Annotated in this window: 22 protein-coding genes; 3 read left to right on the top strand and 19 right to left on the bottom strand. The window is 48.6% G+C overall.

Annotated features, from left to right (window positions below; genetic code table 11):
* Window positions 1-22: 22 nt before the first annotated feature.
* From IC21_RS17670 to IC21_RS04160, 3 genes are all read right to left on the bottom strand, one after another.
* Entirely contained in the window at window positions 23-307 is a 285-nt protein-coding gene (locus tag IC21_RS17670; RefSeq protein ID WP_371836567.1) for a D-alanyl-D-alanine carboxypeptidase family protein, read from the bottom strand.
* Window positions 308-431: 124 nt separating this feature from the next.
* Window positions 432-1,034: an SMC-Scp complex subunit ScpB gene (gene scpB / locus IC21_RS04165; protein WP_013859549.1), complete on the bottom strand. Its 603-nt coding sequence runs from the start codon at window positions 1,032-1,034 to the stop codon at window positions 432-434.
* Window position 1,035: 1 nt separating this feature from the next.
* On the bottom strand, window positions 1,036-1,779 hold the full coding sequence (locus tag IC21_RS04160; RefSeq protein WP_013859550.1) for a segregation/condensation protein A: 744 nt from the start codon (window positions 1,777-1,779) through the stop codon (window positions 1,036-1,038).
* Window positions 1,780-1,935: 156 nt separating this feature from the next.
* Between IC21_RS04160 and IC21_RS16115 the strand changes: the two genes are divergently transcribed.
* Window positions 1,936-2,028, top strand: a complete 93-nt coding sequence (locus tag IC21_RS16115) for a YjcZ family sporulation protein (protein ID WP_014098115.1) — start codon at window positions 1,936-1,938, stop codon at window positions 2,026-2,028.
* A gap of 72 nt (window positions 2,029-2,100) precedes the next feature.
* Here the strand turns inward: IC21_RS16115 and IC21_RS04155 are convergent, their stop codons facing one another.
* The 16 genes from IC21_RS04155 to IC21_RS04080 form a co-directional block, all read right to left on the bottom strand.
* Window positions 2,101-2,460, bottom strand: a complete 360-nt coding sequence (locus IC21_RS04155; RefSeq protein ID WP_017553614.1) for a GNAT family N-acetyltransferase — start codon at window positions 2,458-2,460, stop codon at window positions 2,101-2,103.
* Window positions 2,461-2,608: 148 nt separating this feature from the next.
* Entirely contained in the window at window positions 2,609-3,925 is a 1,317-nt protein-coding gene (gene lysA / locus IC21_RS04150) for a diaminopimelate decarboxylase (RefSeq protein ID WP_029141276.1), read from the bottom strand.
* Between the two features lie 143 nt (window positions 3,926-4,068).
* Window positions 4,069-5,547, bottom strand: a complete 1,479-nt coding sequence (locus IC21_RS04145; RefSeq protein ID WP_029142090.1) for a spore germination protein — start codon at window positions 5,545-5,547, stop codon at window positions 4,069-4,071.
* Window positions 5,540-6,112 (bottom strand): stage V sporulation protein SpoVABEA, encoded by a 573-nt coding sequence (spoVAEA, locus tag IC21_RS04140; RefSeq protein ID WP_017553617.1) that lies wholly within the window; start codon window positions 6,110-6,112, stop codon window positions 5,540-5,542. The genes IC21_RS04145 and spoVAEA overlap by 8 nt, the downstream gene beginning before the upstream one ends.
* Window positions 6,113-6,128: 16 nt before the next feature.
* The gene (locus tag IC21_RS04135; protein WP_019720469.1) at window positions 6,129-6,554 is read right to left on the bottom strand and encodes a stage V sporulation protein AB; all 426 of its coding nucleotides are present in this window, start codon (window positions 6,552-6,554) and stop codon (window positions 6,129-6,131) included.
* Window positions 6,541-7,161 (bottom strand): stage V sporulation protein AA, encoded by a 621-nt coding sequence (locus tag IC21_RS04130; protein WP_017553619.1) that lies wholly within the window; start codon window positions 7,159-7,161, stop codon window positions 6,541-6,543. The genes IC21_RS04135 and IC21_RS04130 overlap by 14 nt, the downstream gene beginning before the upstream one ends.
* A 216-nt stretch (window positions 7,162-7,377) precedes the next feature.
* Window positions 7,378-8,136, bottom strand: coding sequence for an RNA polymerase sporulation sigma factor SigF (gene sigF, locus IC21_RS04125; RefSeq protein ID WP_013859558.1), 759 nt, complete (start codon window positions 8,134-8,136; stop codon window positions 7,378-7,380).
* A 12-nt stretch (window positions 8,137-8,148) separates the two neighbouring features.
* Window positions 8,149-8,592, bottom strand: a complete 444-nt coding sequence (gene spoIIAB, locus IC21_RS04120; RefSeq protein WP_013859559.1) for an anti-sigma F factor — start codon at window positions 8,590-8,592, stop codon at window positions 8,149-8,151.
* A complete protein-coding gene (gene spoIIAA / locus IC21_RS04115) occupies window positions 8,593-8,943 on the bottom strand; it encodes an anti-sigma F factor antagonist (RefSeq protein WP_014098106.1) in 351 nt (116 codons plus the stop codon).
* Between the two features lie 111 nt (window positions 8,944-9,054).
* Window positions 9,055-10,218 (bottom strand): D-alanyl-D-alanine carboxypeptidase family protein, encoded by a 1,164-nt coding sequence (locus tag IC21_RS04110; protein WP_029142089.1) that lies wholly within the window; start codon window positions 10,216-10,218, stop codon window positions 9,055-9,057.
* Between the two features lie 272 nt (window positions 10,219-10,490).
* Window positions 10,491-11,384 carry a site-specific tyrosine recombinase XerD gene (xerD, locus tag IC21_RS04105; RefSeq protein ID WP_013859563.1) on the bottom strand — a complete coding sequence of 298 codons (894 nt, stop codon included), beginning with the start codon at window positions 11,382-11,384 and terminating at the stop codon, window positions 10,491-10,493.
* A gap of 5 nt (window positions 11,385-11,389) precedes the next feature.
* Window positions 11,390-11,608: a YqzK family protein gene (locus tag IC21_RS04100; protein WP_029142088.1), complete on the bottom strand. Its 219-nt coding sequence runs from the start codon at window positions 11,606-11,608 to the stop codon at window positions 11,390-11,392.
* 142 nt (window positions 11,609-11,750) lie between these two features.
* Complete coding sequence (fur, locus tag IC21_RS04095) at window positions 11,751-12,227, bottom strand: ferric iron uptake transcriptional regulator (protein WP_029142087.1); 477 nt, start codon at window positions 12,225-12,227, stop codon at window positions 11,751-11,753.
* A 109-nt stretch (window positions 12,228-12,336) separates the two neighbouring features.
* Complete coding sequence (gene spoIIM, locus IC21_RS04090; protein WP_029142086.1) at window positions 12,337-12,981, bottom strand: stage II sporulation protein M; 645 nt, start codon at window positions 12,979-12,981, stop codon at window positions 12,337-12,339.
* 93 nt (window positions 12,982-13,074) lie between these two features.
* Window positions 13,075-14,250 (bottom strand): endonuclease Q family protein, encoded by a 1,176-nt coding sequence (locus IC21_RS04085; RefSeq protein WP_019720466.1) that lies wholly within the window; start codon window positions 14,248-14,250, stop codon window positions 13,075-13,077.
* Entirely contained in the window at window positions 14,247-14,795 is a 549-nt protein-coding gene (locus IC21_RS04080) for an NUDIX hydrolase (RefSeq protein WP_029142085.1), read from the bottom strand. The genes IC21_RS04085 and IC21_RS04080 overlap by 4 nt, the downstream gene beginning before the upstream one ends.
* Window positions 14,796-14,880: 85 nt before the next feature.
* On the opposite strand from IC21_RS04080, the gene mciZ reads away from it, so the two are divergent.
* Together mciZ and IC21_RS04070 are read left to right on the top strand one after the other, a co-directional pair.
* Window positions 14,881-15,012 carry a Z-ring formation inhibitor MciZ gene (gene mciZ, locus IC21_RS04075; protein ID WP_013859569.1) on the top strand — a complete coding sequence of 44 codons (132 nt, stop codon included), beginning with the start codon at window positions 14,881-14,883 and terminating at the stop codon, window positions 15,010-15,012.
* A gap of 69 nt (window positions 15,013-15,081) precedes the next feature.
* On the top strand, window positions 15,082-15,993 hold the full coding sequence (locus IC21_RS04070) for an aldo/keto reductase (RefSeq protein ID WP_029142084.1): 912 nt from the start codon (window positions 15,082-15,084) through the stop codon (window positions 15,991-15,993).
* Window positions 15,994-16,000 lie beyond the last annotated feature (7 nt).

Raw genomic sequence — 16,000 nt, 5'->3', positions numbered from 1 at the left:
TTGAAGCTCTGGACACCTCGTATCATACCAGGGGGGCTCTTTTTTGTGCAAACCTCAAATTTCCTTCATTACAGGAATGCTCCTTGTTCATTTTTCCCGATTCAATGGCCACTAGCGCCGTCATGATTTTCGTAATCGAGGCAATGCTTCTCGGTTCGTATGCATCTTTTTCGTACAAAACCCGCCCAGTATCCTGGTCCATTAATATCGCGCTTTTTGCCTGCACGGACGGCGCAGCAGCCGCTCTTGGCGGAAGGGCCGAAAAAATTAGCACCGCAAGCGCCGCATATAGGAAATACCGTTTCATAAAGAAGCTCCTTTTTTCAGCTTTTCCAAACCGCGTTTTGTACAAGTTTATGCACGGAACAGGAAGAAATAACCGGAATATGCGGAAGACGAAAAAAGCCTGCACCAGTTTGGGCAAGCTTTCTTCACGGCGAAAATCCGTTTTCGCCTTTTTCTTCATGGAATTTTTCAAAAAACAGATCTGCTTCTTCCTGCGAAAATTCATCTTCCGGCTGTTCGGGAAACGGCGGCAGTTCTTTTAAACTTTTCAGCCCGAAATGGTCAAGAAATTCTTTGGTCGTGCCGTAAAGGATCGCCCGCCCGGCACCTTCCTGCCTGCCGACTTCCTGGATCAGCCCTTTTGCCATCAGCGTCTGCAGCGGCCTTTCTGTTTTTACACCACGGATTTCTTCGATTTCAATTCTTGTAATCGGTTGTTTATAGGAGATGATCGCCAGTGTTTCAAGTGCCGCCTGCGATAATGTATTCGTATTCGGCGATTCGACCAGTTTTTTCAAATACGGCGCATGCTCTTTTTTGGTTGCCAGCTGGTACGTGCCTGCCAGTTCAACGAGCGTGATGCCGCGATCCGGGTCGTTTTCGTACTGTTCTTTTAAATTCTTTAAAATTTCAACTGCTTCAAACTCTTCAATTTCCATTACATGGGAAATTTGTTTCAGGGAAAGCCCCTCGTCCCCTGCTACAAACAACAGGCTTTCAAGGATGCCTCTCCAATGGACGATTTCCATATCAATCCCCCTCTTTCCTTACAACGGTAATGTCGCCGAAATTTTCTTCCTGTACCGCCATAATTTGATGGCGCTTGATCAGTTCCAGAACAGCCAAAAAAGTTACGACAATTTGTTCTTTATCATGAAAAGAGAATAAGTCGTAAAATTGGACGCTTCCCGGCGCCGTTTCCAGCTGTTTTAAAATTTCAGCCATTCTTTCTTCGATCGAGATTTCCTGCCGTGTGATTTTGGTAAACAGCGGTTTTTGCAATTTTTTTCTGCGCAAAAGTTTATTTAACGCGCCGATCATATCATAGATCGTCACATTGGCGCCGATTTTTTTTCCATCTGCGTCCGGCGCAAACGCCGACAAATCGCTCGGCGGCTTGGTGAAGATTTCGTTGCGGCCGGCTTCAAGGCGTTTGAATGTGCCGGCTGCTTCCTTGTATTTTTTGTATTCCAGGAGGCGCTCGACAAGTTGTTCGCGCGGGTCTTCTTCCACCGTATAATCTTCATCCGGTTCGGACGGCTCCTGTTTTGGCAAAAGCATTTTGCTTTTGATCGCCAAAAGTGTGGCCGCCATCACAAGATACTCGCTCGCGACGTCCAGTTCAAGCTCTTTCATTGTATGGATGTAATCCAAATACTGCTCGGTAATTTCAGCCACCGGAATATCGTAAATGTCGATTTCAAGCTGGTGGATCAGATGCAAAAGCAGATCGAGCGGCCCTTCAAACGCACCGATTTTCACTTTATATTCCATAAAATTGTACACCGTTCCTTTTTCAAAACGTCAAAATAAGTATAGCCTGAAACGTATGCATCTCCAATCAAAAGCGCGCAGATGGGCAGGAGTCCATACATGTTCCGGCGCGCCTACATAGTATACCATGTAATGACTGTTGAGGGAGGGGTTATCATGGCTGACGGTTTTGGCTGGGGCAGCGGATTTGCGTTAATTGTCGTGCTTTTTATTTTGTTGATCATTGTCGGCAGTGCGTATATCTGGTAAAACCGTAAAAAGGGCCTCCGGGATCAAGCCGGCAGGTCCTTTTTGCCGTATTCGAAATAAAAGAAGACCCGGTCAGGACGGGTCTTCTTTTTCAGCACACTTATGGAAGAAGTCAACAATGTATTTATTCGGAACCACTTCTTTTCCTTCATACATTTGTTTTAAAGCCTTGACCATGCTTTTCCCGATTCCCTGGTCGCGATAAGAGGGATTGACGGAAATATGCTGGATTTCCACTTTGTCCCCATCCAGCACTACCCCGATCAGGCCGACAATGTCATCATCCTCTTTCCATAAAAAAAGCTGCCAGTTGTCCTCTGTTTCGTACAATTGCTTTGTTTGCTGCAGCTTTTTCAAATCTTTTTCATCTGGCATAAAGGACAACAGGCCCATGGCAATTTTATCGAAAGATTTTTTATACCGAATTAACATACTGAATCCCTCGTAATCATCCAATTTAATTCAAACGCTTTACTTATTAGTATATTCCTATTTCAGAGAAAGTAAACAAGGTACGTACAATATTTTCCAAAAGCAAAGCCGGAAAACAGGCGCCATCCGCTTCTCCGCCGCGGATTTGTCAAGAAAGCGGCACGCGCAGGCGGAGATCATTGCGGATCAGGTCTTCGTACGTCTCCCGCTTTACGACAAGCTCATCTTTGCCGTTTTCGACAAACACAACCGGCGGGCGCGGGATCCGGTTATAGTTATTTGCCATCGAATAGCCGTAAGCGCCGGTGCAGAATACGGCCAAAAGATCATTGCTGCCTGTCTTCGGCAGCGGCAGATCCCAAATCAGCATATCCCCTGATTCGCAGCATTTCCCGGCAACGGATACGGTCTCTTCACACTTATCAAGCGGGCGGTTGGCCAGCACCGCTTCATATTTTGCGTCATAAAGCGCCGGGCGGATATTGTCGCTCATCCCCCCGTCAACCGCAATATACTTTCTGACATGCGGCACTTCCTTGCGGGACCCGACTGAATAAAGCGTCGTCCCGGCTTCGCCGACAAGCGAGCGGCCCGGTTCGATCCAGATCTCGGGGAGCGGCAGGCGGCGGGAACCGGCCTGTTTCTTCACTTCTTTGACGATTTCTTCCACATAATAAGCAGGCGGAAGCGGGTGGTCTTCTTCCGTATAGCGGATGCCGAAACCGCCGCCAAGATTAAGCACTTCCGGAAGATAGCCGTACCTGGCATGCCACTCGTCCAGTTTATCCATAATTTTCCGCACAGCCAGGACAAAGCCGGCTGTTTCAAAAATTTGCGATCCGATATGGCAATGCACCCCGAGCAGTTTTATCCGGCCGGATGCCAGCACCTGCTTCAGCGCTGCCTCCGCCTGCCCGTTTTGCAAGTCAAAACCGAATTTTGAATCTTCCTGGCCCGTTAAAATATAATCATGTGTATGGGCTTCAATGCCCGGTGTGACCCTTAAGAGCGCGGAAACTTTGCGGCCTTTTTTTGCACACAGATTTTCCAGCATGTCAAGCTCGTAAAAATTATCGGCAACGATGCAGCCGATTCCGGCATCAAGCGCCATTTCCAATTCTTCCCGGCTTTTATTGTTGCCGTGGAAATGAATGCGTTCAACAGGAAAACCGGCAGCAAGTGCGGTATACAGCTCCCCGCCTGAAACAACATCCAAAGACAGCCCCTCTTCATCTGCAAGCTGGATCATGGCAATGGCGGAAAAAGCCTTGCTGGCATAAGCAATCTGGGATTTGACGCCGAGTTTCCGGAATGTTTCCTTGAATGCTCTGGCCCTTTGCCGTATTAAAGCAACGTCATATACATAAAGAGGCGTTCCGTAACGGGCAGCGAGACTTACCGTGTCAACACCGCCGATTTCGAGATGCCCCTTTGCATTCACCTTTACCGACCCGTTATGCTTCATGTTTTCAACCCCACCTAATATTCCGCCAATCGGGAGAGAAGCCTTCCCGGCATAAACCGGGCAGGCATCCGGCTCCCTTTCCTGCAACTTTTGCGTTAATTTTCTACTAACTTTAACATAAAAACAGGCTTTCTGCAATAGTTTCAAGCTTCAGGCGGCTGGCGGAAGCGGTCGACCGGGCGGACAATGCTCGGGCGGTATTTGGAGCCCGGAATCGGCTTTCTGAACAGGATTTGGAAAAATGCCTGCGGGTTAAACGGGATAAACGGCCAGAAATAAGGCGTTTTCAACGGACGGATGGACACAAGGAACAGCAGAAAAACGGTGATGCCGATCACAAAACCTTTGACTTTAAAAAGCGCCACGATAATCAGTAAAATCATTCTTACAAGTTTATTCGCCACGCTCAGCTCATAACTTGGCGTGACAAAAGTCCCGATTGCCGCGGCGGATACATACAAAATGACTTCCGAAACAAACAGCCCGGCTTCGACCGCAATCTGTCCGACTAATACAGCCGCAATCAAGCCCATTGCGGTGGCGAGCGGCGTCGGCGTATGGATGGCGGCAATCCGCATAAACTCAATGCCTAAATCAGCGATAAGAAGCTGAAGGACAAGCGGGACATGCGACTGCTTATTCGGCCCGATATAATCCAGTTGGTCCGGCAAAAGCGACGGTTCCACCGCCACTAAATACCAAAGGGGCAGGAGAAAAAGAGAAACGGCAATCCCGAAAAACCTTACCCAGCGGATAAACGTACCGACTGCTGCAGCCTGGCGGTATTCTTCGGCGTGCTGCATATGGTGGAAAACCGTTGTCGGCATAATCATCACGCTTGGGGAGGTATCCACCAATACAAGCACATGCCCCTCCAGCAAATGGGTGGCCGCGACGTCCGCCCGTTCCGTATAGCGGATCAGCGGGAAAGGATTATAATTTTGCTTCAAAATAAATTCTTCCACTGTTTTATCTGCCATCGTAATCCCGTCAATCTCGATCGCCTTCAGTTCTTTTCTGACCGTTTCGATGACGCCCGGATCTGCCACGCCTTCAATATAAGCAATCGACACATCCGTTTTCGAGCGTTTGCCGACTTTCATCATTTCAAAGCGCAGCCGCTCATCGCGGATCCTCCGCCGCGTCAAGGCCGTGTTGAGGACGATGTTTTCGACATAACCGTCACGCGCACCCCGGACGACTTTTTCCGTATCCGGTTCCATCGGCGTCCTTCCCGGATAATTGCGAACATCGATAATAAATGCTTCTTGCTTTCCTTCGACATAAATGGCGATCAGCCCGGACAGCACTTTATCCACCATTTCATCATAGGTGTTGACTTTTTCGACCTGCATATGGACGATATAATTTTCAACAAGTTCATGCACTTTTCCGGAAGAAAACTTGCCGTTATTTAATTTCAGCAGTTCTTTCATAATTTGGATAATCGAAATCGTTTCCGTGAGCCCGTTGACATAGTACAGCTGGATTTCTGCATCAAGGACCCGAATTTTTCTGACACCGATATCATAGCTGATGCCAAGCCCGACTTTATTTTTAAAAAATGCTTCCACTTCTGCCGGATTGGATGAAATCGGCCTTTTCCTGCCTGCTTCAGCCATTCTTGAACCCACTCCTTTCCAAGATCAGGCGTACCGCTTTTTCCGTGATCGGGGCGCCGATATGATAATCGTCTTTTTTCGACATTTTGCCCACATCCCCGATACCGACAATAATGGGCACGTCCAGCCGGTCAAGACTGTAAACCGTGTCCCCGTTGATTTTTTTCAAATCCATTTCCGGAATGCCGAATTTGTCCACCCCGTACGGCGTTATTTCACCGGTATTGTCAATGCATACATCCACCCTTGACCATTCGGCCTGATGGGTTTTCGATGCGACCGCAATCACGCCGAGCACCTCGATGTGCGGATGCCCGGCCACAAAAGTGAGCGCCTCTTCGCCGGATCCCGGGCCGATCACCCCTGAATCATCGAACATGGCAAAAACAGGGTCTCCGGCCGCCTTGAGGATCAGGTCCACGATCTGTTCCCCCTTCAACCGGGTCGGATTTCCGTATGACTGTGAAATACAGCGCCCGCCAATTTTTTTCGCAACGCATTCGATTGCTTTTTTCGCATACTCATCCCCGTCCGTGACAAGGATCACCCGCCGTTTTTCCACCATGCCGGTTATTCCTTTCTTAATGATTTACATAGTAAAGCCATTGAAATAAGGCGCCGGCCACCTTCCCGAGCACGATCGCCATCAATGCGCCGGCAAGACGCCCGTCCATTCCGATTCTTTTGGAAAAAATCGGGATGACATTGACCACTTCCGTGAGCGCCGCAGCAAGCATGCCGACAAACAGTCCGCAAAACAACCCAACAGGCGCCGCAACAATTACAGAAAGCCGGCCGCCTTCACCACCGAGCCCCCACCATGTCCCGGACAGCACCCCGAATACAACGGCCCATTCGTATGATTGGATGAATCGTTCCGTCCTGGACAACTGGACAAGCCGCGGCACAATGCCAAGCACTGTTAAAAAAGCCACATACCCGCAGCCGGCCACAAGCCCGCCGCCGAGCCCGCAAAACACGGTGAAGATCTGCTTAAGGATGGTCAAAATGTTTCATGTTCTCCTTATTCTCATTCAACAGGATATAATGGTCGATGTCCTGTTGATAGTTAAAAATTTCAACTTCAAGCGGGCTCGGTTCTTCATTAAATTTTTTCTTAAACGCATGGTTAAAAAAAATCACCATACCCGCCCCGAGGCCGAGCGTATAGGGAATTTGAAACATAAGCGGCGTATTGTCGCGGATGCCTGTAATCAGGTAATAAATTTTTTCCTGGGCAGCCCGCATGTCGACGTCTTCATGAAAATTGATAATCCCGAGCGCGGAACCTAAAAACAGCAAAATCCAAATCAACATAAAAAACAAAATCGGCAGGTATCTCTTTTTTGCAGCTACTTCCACAATCGTTGCCGCCGGGCCGACAGGAGATATGGCAGCGTCCGGAACCTTTTTCTTGATACTGGAAATAATTTTCATCATGTCAATGACAACGGTGTTGCCGTCAGCCTTGGAAATGGTTTGGACGGGAGTGTCCAAAAGGGTTTCCTGTATACCGGACGGCGCGTGAATCTGGGCAATATGGGATAATTTTACAGTAAAGCCCGGATTGACGCGAATACGGTGGCGGAGCCGCAAATAAATCGTTTCATCCACTGCCTTCACCCCCTGCTTTCATACGTTGTGTTTGTAGTATGTGATATTGGAAGATTTTCATGCACCGGTTTAATGTTGTATGTATCGTATGATCACTTTTGCACGCTTCCTGTGCTTTTTTCCATTGCCGGAGTCCGGGGAACCGTGTATCCCGTGTTATTTTCGGGAAAAACGCTTCAGTTGGATGGCACATCCGGGAATGAAAAAAGCGCACGTTTACAATTCCATGCGCTCTTTCATCACTTCAAGTATTTTCTTTTCAAGCCGTGAAACCTGCACCTGCGAAATGCCAAGCCGTTCCGCCACTTCGGACTGTGTCTGGTCTTTGTAATAGCGGAGGTACACAATCAGCCTTTCGCGTTCCTCAAGCCCTCTGATCGCTTCCTGGAGGGCAATCTGGTCAAACCACTTCTGGTCGTTCTGGTCTGAAATCTGGTCAAGAAGCGTGATCGGGTCGCCATCGTTTTCATATACCGTCTCATGGATAGATGATGGGGCTTTGCCTGCCTCCTGCGCCATGACGACTTCTTCCACCGGCATCCCGAGTTCTGATGCAATTTCATGCACGGTCGGCGATCTCCCCAGCTTTTTCGTTAACTCATCGCGGATTTTGCGGATCCGGTTGCCCGTTTCTTTCAAAGAACGGCTCACCTTTACCGTCCCGTCATCGCGCAAAAACCGCTGGATTTCCCCGATGATCATGGGGACTGCATAGGTGGAAAATTTGACATCATACGAAAGATCAAATTTATCAACCGATTTTAACAGCCCGATACAGCCGATTTGAAATAAGTCATCCGGTTCATATCCCCGGTTTAAAAAGCGCTGGACAACCGACCAGACAAGGCGCATATTTTTTTCAACGATCAGGTCGCGTGCCTCCTGGTCGCCTTCCTGGCTGCGCCTGATCAGGTTTTTCACTTCCTCATCTTTTAACCGGGCTTTATTTTCTGCCTTTTTCAGTTCTGCATCCATCGGCACGACTCCTTAATTGCATAAGGCGTTTTTCAAGGCCAAATGCTTTTTTAGACGAATGATGGTGCCTGATTCTGGCTGCGACTGGATTTCTACATCGTCCATAAAGTTTTCCATGATCGTAAAGCCCATTCCGGATCTTTCCAGTTCAGGCTTTGTTGTAAATAACGGTTGCCTGGCTTCTTCAATATCCGCTATGCCTTTCCCTTCATCGCGGACGGTAATTTCAACCGTGCCGTCGTCACAAATGGCAGCCGATACATAAACCATTCCATCCGGGTTTTCTTCATATCCGTGAATAATCGCGTTTGTTACCGCTTCGGATACGACCGTTTTGATTTCGGTCAATTCATCAAGCGTCGGATCAAGCTGGGCAACAAAAGCGGCAACCGCCACGCGGGCGAAAGATTCATTCCGGCTGAGCGCGGAAAACTGCAATTGCATTTTATTTTTCATTCAGGCAACCCCCAATCTGTGCAGCGCGTATTGTTCCGATTCATCAAGGCGGATGATTTTAAAGAGGCCGGACAGTTCAAACAGCCTTTTTACGGCCGGAGAAATGGCGCAGACGATCATTTCCCCGTTTTTCTGCTTGATCTGTTTGTATCTTCCCAATATCACGCCTAAACCGGAGCTATCCATAAAGGAAAGCTGCTCCAGATTTAATACAAGATGGCGGATGCCGTTTTCTTCAATTGCTTTTGTCACGCTTGCACGCAAGCTTTCAGCCGTATGGTGGTCCAATTCCCCCTGCAGCCGGATGCACAGGACATCTTTTTTCACTTCCAGGTCAATAGCCAGACTCACAATTAAAGCCTCCTTCGCTGTTAATAGTGAGTCATTTCGACCTTGATTCCCGTTTTTCCTTCTGGGAGACAAAAGAAGCTTTAAAAAAACAGAAACCTGGCGGATTCGACATCAATCTTTCTGGACAAACATGCCTGCCGCACGTTTAAACAGCTGCCACCAGCCTGCGCGTTTCACTGTTTTGTCGGCAACAAGCGTTGTTTTTGCAAGCACCTTTCCGTCCTGGCTGACAGTCAGTGTTCCAATTTCATCGCCTTTTTGGACGGGGGCCTGCACATTTTTTTTGAGCTCCACGTTTTTTTTCAAATTTGACAATTTGACGCCTTTTTTCGTCAGCACCGATACCGGTTCGCTCGTGACCGCCTGGACGTGCCGCATGCTACCTTTTGACACTTTGACCTGATCAAGCACCGCGCCTTTTCTGTAAAGCGGATGGGAGGTGTACTGGCTGAACGCATAGTCAAGCATTTTGGAAACCTGGGCGTTCCGCACTTTTGTTGATGGCGCCCCGAAAACGACGGCGATCACACGCATGCCGTTTTTCTTTGCCGTTGCGGTCAGGCAGAATTTTGCCTCATTTGTAAAACCGGTTTTCAGGCCGTCAACGCCCGGATAATGGCGGACCAGTTTATTGGTATTGACGAGCCAGAACTTTTTATCGGAGCCTTCCCTTAAGTAATCTTCATATTTGCCGGTGAAATTTGTAATGCCGTGATGTTTCAGCAATTGCTTCGCCATGACGGCCATGTCATAAGCTGAACTGTAGTGGCCTTTGACAGGGAGCCCGGTCACATTTTCAAAATGGGTGTTTTTCAAACCGAGCGCTTTTGCCCGTTCATTCATTTTGTCGACAAAAGCTTCCTCGCTTCCGCCAATTCTTTCCGCCATCGCAACGGCCGCGTCATTTGCCGAACCGATCGCAATCCCTTTCAGCATTTGTTTCACCGTCATTTCTTCGCCGGGCTCGAGAAAAATTTGCGATCCGCCCATGGATGCCGCATACTCGCTCGTCCGTACTTTTTCATCCATTTTGATTTCGCCTTTGTCGAGCGCTTCCATAATTAAAAGCATGGTCATGATTTTCGTCATGGAAGCAGGCGGCAATTCTTCATGGCTGTTCTTGCTGTACAGCACCTCGCCCGTGGCCTGTTCAATTAAAATGGCGGATTTCGTTTCCGGCGCCAGTTCATTTTTCTTTTCGGCTGCGAACGCTTCAGGCACAAGGACGCCAGAAGCGAGCATGAAGCAGGTAACCAAACCAATGATTTTCTTCATGATGACCCTCCAACTTGTAAAATCGTAAAACGTGAAAACAAAACCTCCGTACACGCTGGGAGATATGCATAAAATCATTTTTTCCAGTTGCGCCATTTTTATACTGGATAAATTCCCTTTCTTTTCATCCGCGGAATGCCAGCTGCCGGACAAATAAAAAACGCACGGTTTTTACGCCGTGCGCCTTAAAGATCTGTTTTTGATTTGCCCCTGTGTTCCCGAAAAACGAGGCCCTGCCAAAACCGCCGCGCCCGGAAAAGCAGGCGGCGGGTTTAAGCCCTTGGATGGAATTTCGCATAGACATCCTTTAACCTCGTTTTTGAAACATGGGTGTAAATTTGTGTTGTGGAAATGTCGGCATGGCCGAGCATTTCCTGTACCGCCCGCAAGTCTGCCCCGTTTTCAATCAGATGGGTGGCAAATGAATGCCTCAGTGTGTGCGGGGTGATGTCTTTTTCAATATTGGCTTTTTTCGCAAGCGCCTTTAATATTTTCCAAAAGCCTTGCCGTGAGAGACGGGCGCCGTGATGGTTCAAAAACAGGGCATCCGTTCTTGTTGTTTTTGAAACCAGTTTGGGGCGCCCTTCTTTTAAATACCGGTCAAGTGCAGCCGACGCCGTGCGGCCGACCGGGATGATCCTTTCCTTGTCCCCTTTTCCGATACATTTTATAAATCCCATCGATAAATGCAAATCATCAAGATTAAGGCCGGTCATCTCACTGACGCGCATGCCGGTTGCATACAGCAGTTCAAGCATCGCAGCATCCCGCATATGAAGGGGCGTATCCCCTTTTGGCGCGGCAAGGAGCGCTTCCACTTCCTGAACGCTCAGCACTTTCGGGAGCGTCCGCTCGGGCTTCGGGGTTTCAATATGGACAGTCGGATCCTGGCCCGCAAATTTTTCCCGCAACAAAAACTGATGAAAAGACCGGATGGAGGCGACATGCCTGGCAATCGTCTTCGAGGACTTTCCCTGCTGTTTTAAAAAGTTCAGAAAATGGAGGATGTGAAACCGTGTCACTTCATTCCAGGATGAAACAAGCTCCACTTTTTGCAGATAGCGGAGATAATTGTGCAGATCGCGTTTGTAGGACGCGACCGTATTTTCAGCAAGCCCTTTTTCAACGATCATAAAATGCATGAAATCTTTGATTTGATCTTCCATTCCGATTACTCCCCATCCATATAAAAGAGCAGCAGCCGTTCTGCCCAGGCAGGCTTATGGTCCCCGGCACTCACCTTTACAGCCGCGCCTTTTGGTTTTTCATAACGGTGGTAGCTTTCATATTCCTGGTTCACCCAAAGCAGGGAAAAGTAGAACAGCAATGTGCAGCATAAAAATAATATGAAGACTTTAAACGCATGAAGCAAAAGTTTCAGCCACGGCATATCCCGCCCGCCTTTCTGTATCGCTTTACATACAAGCTATGACAGACTTCCGCCGTTTTATACATCCTTTTATGTAAAAATTAAAACCGGCTGAAAAATGCGGTGTTATAACAAAAACCTTTTCGTCGTGCGAAAAGGCCGGTTATTTTTCGTTTTTTCCGTTTTCGTTTCCCTTTTCTTTTTGCTGGCACCGGTAACAAATCCCGTGAAATGTCAGGCGATGGTCTTTTATAATAAAATTCCAGCGGCTTTCCACAACTTTTTCGACATTTTCCAATAAATCTTCCTGAATTTCGTCCACCGCGCCGCATTCAATGCAGACAAGATGATGGTGAAAATGTGCGGCGCCTTCCTGCCTCAGGTCATAACGGTATACCCCGTCGCCAAAATTGATTTTGTCCAACACTTTCAGTTCGGACAGCAGTTCCAACGTGCGATAAACGGTGGCCAGGCCGATTTCAGGGGATTTTTCTTTCACAAGGAGGTATACATCTTCCGCACTTAAATGGTCTGTTTCATGTTCCAGCAAAACGCGCACGGTTGCTTCCCGCTGCGGCGTCAGTTTGTAGCTGGCCGAATGCAATTGCTTCTTAATTCTATCAATACGAGCTTCTTCCATGATTCCTCCCCCTTGCCGCTGTCTCTGATATTATAGCAGATTAAGGGGAATAGTCAAAATGAAATGATTATAAACAGTTAAAAGCAACATTTATTATTTAAGAATGATTTTAATGGATTATCTTCATCACGGCCTGCATCAGCTGCGGAGAAAGATAAGCCTCAATGCAGGCGGCCGCGAGGGATGCAATAAAAACAACGAGAAGCGCGCTGCAATACCTTAAAAACAATTGAAAAAAAGCAAAGTGGGCAGCCTGTTTCATAAAAATTTTCCGGATCAGGTTCAAGGAAAACATGACAGCCATCACCGAAGTAAAAATAAACAAAGGAATGATCAGCAAATTTTGTGGGAGAACGGTCACAAATGATAGCAAAAAACCGCCCCATTTCATCTGGTTGACAAGAAAACCGATCGAAAACCCGACGACAAGCCCCTTTAAAAATAAGAGAACAAGAATGAGCGGCAGGCCGATGATCGAAATCCCGAGCAGCCAGATGAGGCCGAGAAATTTCAAATTGTGCAGGAAGCTTGAACGGAACAGGTCCTCAGGCGCGGCAAGTTTGCCGGTTGAGACTTGTCCGAAAAATTGCTTTAAATAAAAAAACAAGTCTTCTTTCTGTGCGATCGACAGGCTGTTGACGATGACGGCGCCAAAAATGACGCCCATCAGGAACAACGCGATGACAAATGCATAAATAGAGAAGTTTTCCCGGATATGGCGGCTGACAGGATTTTGCAGGGCAATTTGCTTCATGAGCGGCGTCCCCTCCTTCAAAAGATTAGCACTTGCTATTAATCTATGAAAGGAAAGAGCCGTTTATGAAAAAAGTCCAAAACCGGAGCGAAACTATTCCGGCTTTGGATTCTTTACCCTGCCATATTTTCCGCCCCCGCCGGCCTCAAACGCCAATCCCCCGGAACGCTGTTTTAAGATCAGTTCCGAAAGCGGCGGTTTTACAACGCTTTTCAGGGCGGATGCCGGCACCCGGTGCAAAATATTCATCTCCGTCCCAAAATGGCTCAGCAGCCTGCCCATCGTTTTCGGGCCGAGCCCCGGCAAAAAATCAAGCGGTACCTGGTGGATGTAGGGCGGCCGGGCAGGATGCGAATGGGCGTCTGCCAGCTCTTCTATTCTTTCCGAGACACCTTTTGTTTTCAAGTGCGACCCGCAATACGGGCACGGGCCGTTTGAAACAGGGTTCCGGCATTTGGCGCACGTCGTTGTATAATATTTCCCGAGTTTCGGGTTTAAGCCGTAATTGGCGGCAATCCGGTTTTCTCCTTCGCCGCGCAAAGCTTTTAACAGCCCTGTAAACCCCGGCGATTCCAGCAGCAATTTTTGGTATTCCCTGGCCATTTTGCCGAGGGAGTGGGCGTCTGAATTTGTCACGAACGGATAGCGGTGCAGCTCGCTGATTTTATCAGCCATGGCGGTATCAGAACTCAATCCCAATTCCACAGCATCTATCAGATCCGGGTCAAGCACTTCTGTTAGCGACCGTTCCACGCCTTTTCCATAAAGGCTCTTAAAGGGGGTAAATACATGCGCGGGAATAAACATCCCGGAGAGTTCTTTCGTTTTTTCCTGCACTTTCCGGGCCTCTGCGCAGACCCGCTGTGTACTTAAATGCGGATTGGACACGCGCCCGCCATACCATTCGGAAAACTTGCCGAGTGCGTCCATATCCGGAAAATAGCTGAGCAGATGGACCGGCCCGCGGCAGTTTTCATCATATACCTCCATTTCAATACCGGGAATCAGCGTGACTTCCCCCTGGTAGAGGAAGCCGCCTTCATCAAGCTGCACCAGTTCGCCGGCTGTAAGAAGCGCCTTGATCTCTTCCCTGACTTCCGGGACATGGCAGTCGATCACCCCGATGAGATCGAGCCCTTTCGGCTGTTTGGCCGCCTTTAATATATTTTCAAGCGTCAGGCTTTTTGCCCCCGTAATTTTAACAGGCCTTCCCGTTTTCGTGCGCCCGATGTGGATGTGCAAATCTGCAAAGTACGGGCCGGCACTCATTTTAAAGCCTCTTCAAGCATCCAGTGCTGGAGGGCTACCAATGTTTTGGCGTCACATATTTTCCCCGACCGGATCATTTCCTTGGCTTCATCCATGCCTAGTTCCAAAATATCGACAAATTCATCATCATCGCCCGCTTTTGGATCGGAAAGCTTTTCAAGGCCGGTTCCGGCATAAAGGCGGATATATTCATCCGCAAAGCCCGGTGACGTATAAAAAGCGGTTACCGGTTCTAATTTTGCGCAGGCATAACCGGTTTCTTCCTCCAGTTCTCGTTTTGCCGCTTCAAGCGGATCTTCCCCCGGTTCGAGCTTCCCCGCCGGAATTTCAATGAGCGCGCGTTCAGCCGCTTTCCGGTATTGTTCCACCATCACCACTTTATGCTCATTTGTGACCGCAAGCACACAGACGGCGCCGGGGTGCTTGATAACCTCGCGTTTCGACGTTTTTCCGTCCGGCAGTTCAACCTCCAGGACTTGCACGTGCAAAATTTTGCCGTTGAAAATTTCTTCCGTCTTCAATGTTCTCTCTTCATATTTATGCATGTTACCCGGCTCCTTTTGTTCTTCATCTGAAACTGACGCATATATTTTACCATAAAAAACAGACTGTTCCGGGAGGGAAAGCTTCATGATCATCATCGTCCATCCGAAAGGCATCCTTATGAAGGGAAAAGCATGGGAAATTCGCGACAGGTTGAAAACATACCGCAAAAAATATGAAACGGTCGCCGAATGGGTTGCAAAAACAGCTTCCTCCTAAAGGTTCTGTCCCCACGTTTGTATTTTCCCCCGCCCCTTTTATACAATAAAAAAAAGGAGGCAGGAAAACATGGAAAAAAACCGGTTGGGAAATTCAGATTTATATGTTTCAAAGCTCGGGCTCGGCTGCATGTCGCTCGGTACGGATCCGGAAAAAGCGCGGGCTGTGATTGAAGCCGCGCTTGAAGCAGGCATCAACTATTTTGACACGGCCGACCTTTATGATCACGGGGTGAATGAAAAACTGGTCGCAGAAGCGCTTAAACCTGTGCGCAGCGAAGTGGTCATTGCCACAAAAGCCGGAAACCGCTGGAATGAAGACGGCAAAACGTGGCGCTGGGATGCTTCCAAAGCATACATAAAAGAAGCAGCAAAACAAAGTCTGAAACGCCTCGGCACGGACTATATCGATTTGTACCAGCTACACGGCGGCACGATCGAAGACCCGATAGACGAAACGATCGAAGCGTTCGAGGAATTGAAGGCGGAAGGCATCATCCGCGCTTACGGCATTTCTTCCATCCGCCCGAACGTTATCCGCGAATATGTGAAAAAATCATCCATCACAAGCGTCATGATGCAGTACAGCCTGCTTGACCGGCGGCCGGAAGAGGCAATCACGACGCTTTTGGGCGAAAACGGCATCAGTATTGTCGCAAGAGGCCCGGTCGCAAAAGGAATTTTAAGCGGCCTGGCGGAAAAGATTCCGGCAGGCGGCTATCTTGATTACCGCCATGAAGAAATCGCCGCCCTTCTTGAGAAGATTAAAAATACGCTTTTAACCGGCGGGCGCACGATGCTTGAACTTGCGCTCCAATATGATCTCGCCTGCCCTCCGGTTGCCGCCGTGGTTGCCGGCGCCAGTTCCCCGGACCAGGTGCGGGCCAATGCAAAAGCCGTAAACGCTGCGCCGCTTACACCGGATGAGCACCGGCTTCTGCGCGAACTCACCAAGCAAAACCGGTACGAGGCGCACCGGTAATCTGTTT

Source organism: Heyndrickxia coagulans DSM 1 = ATCC 7050, from assembly GCF_000290615.1.
In the GTDB taxonomy this organism is placed as follows: domain Bacteria; phylum Bacillota; class Bacilli; order Bacillales; family Bacillaceae_C; genus Weizmannia; species Weizmannia coagulans.
The sequence above is the reverse complement of the archived record's forward strand: the minus strand, read 5'-3'. Positions and strand labels throughout refer to the sequence as shown.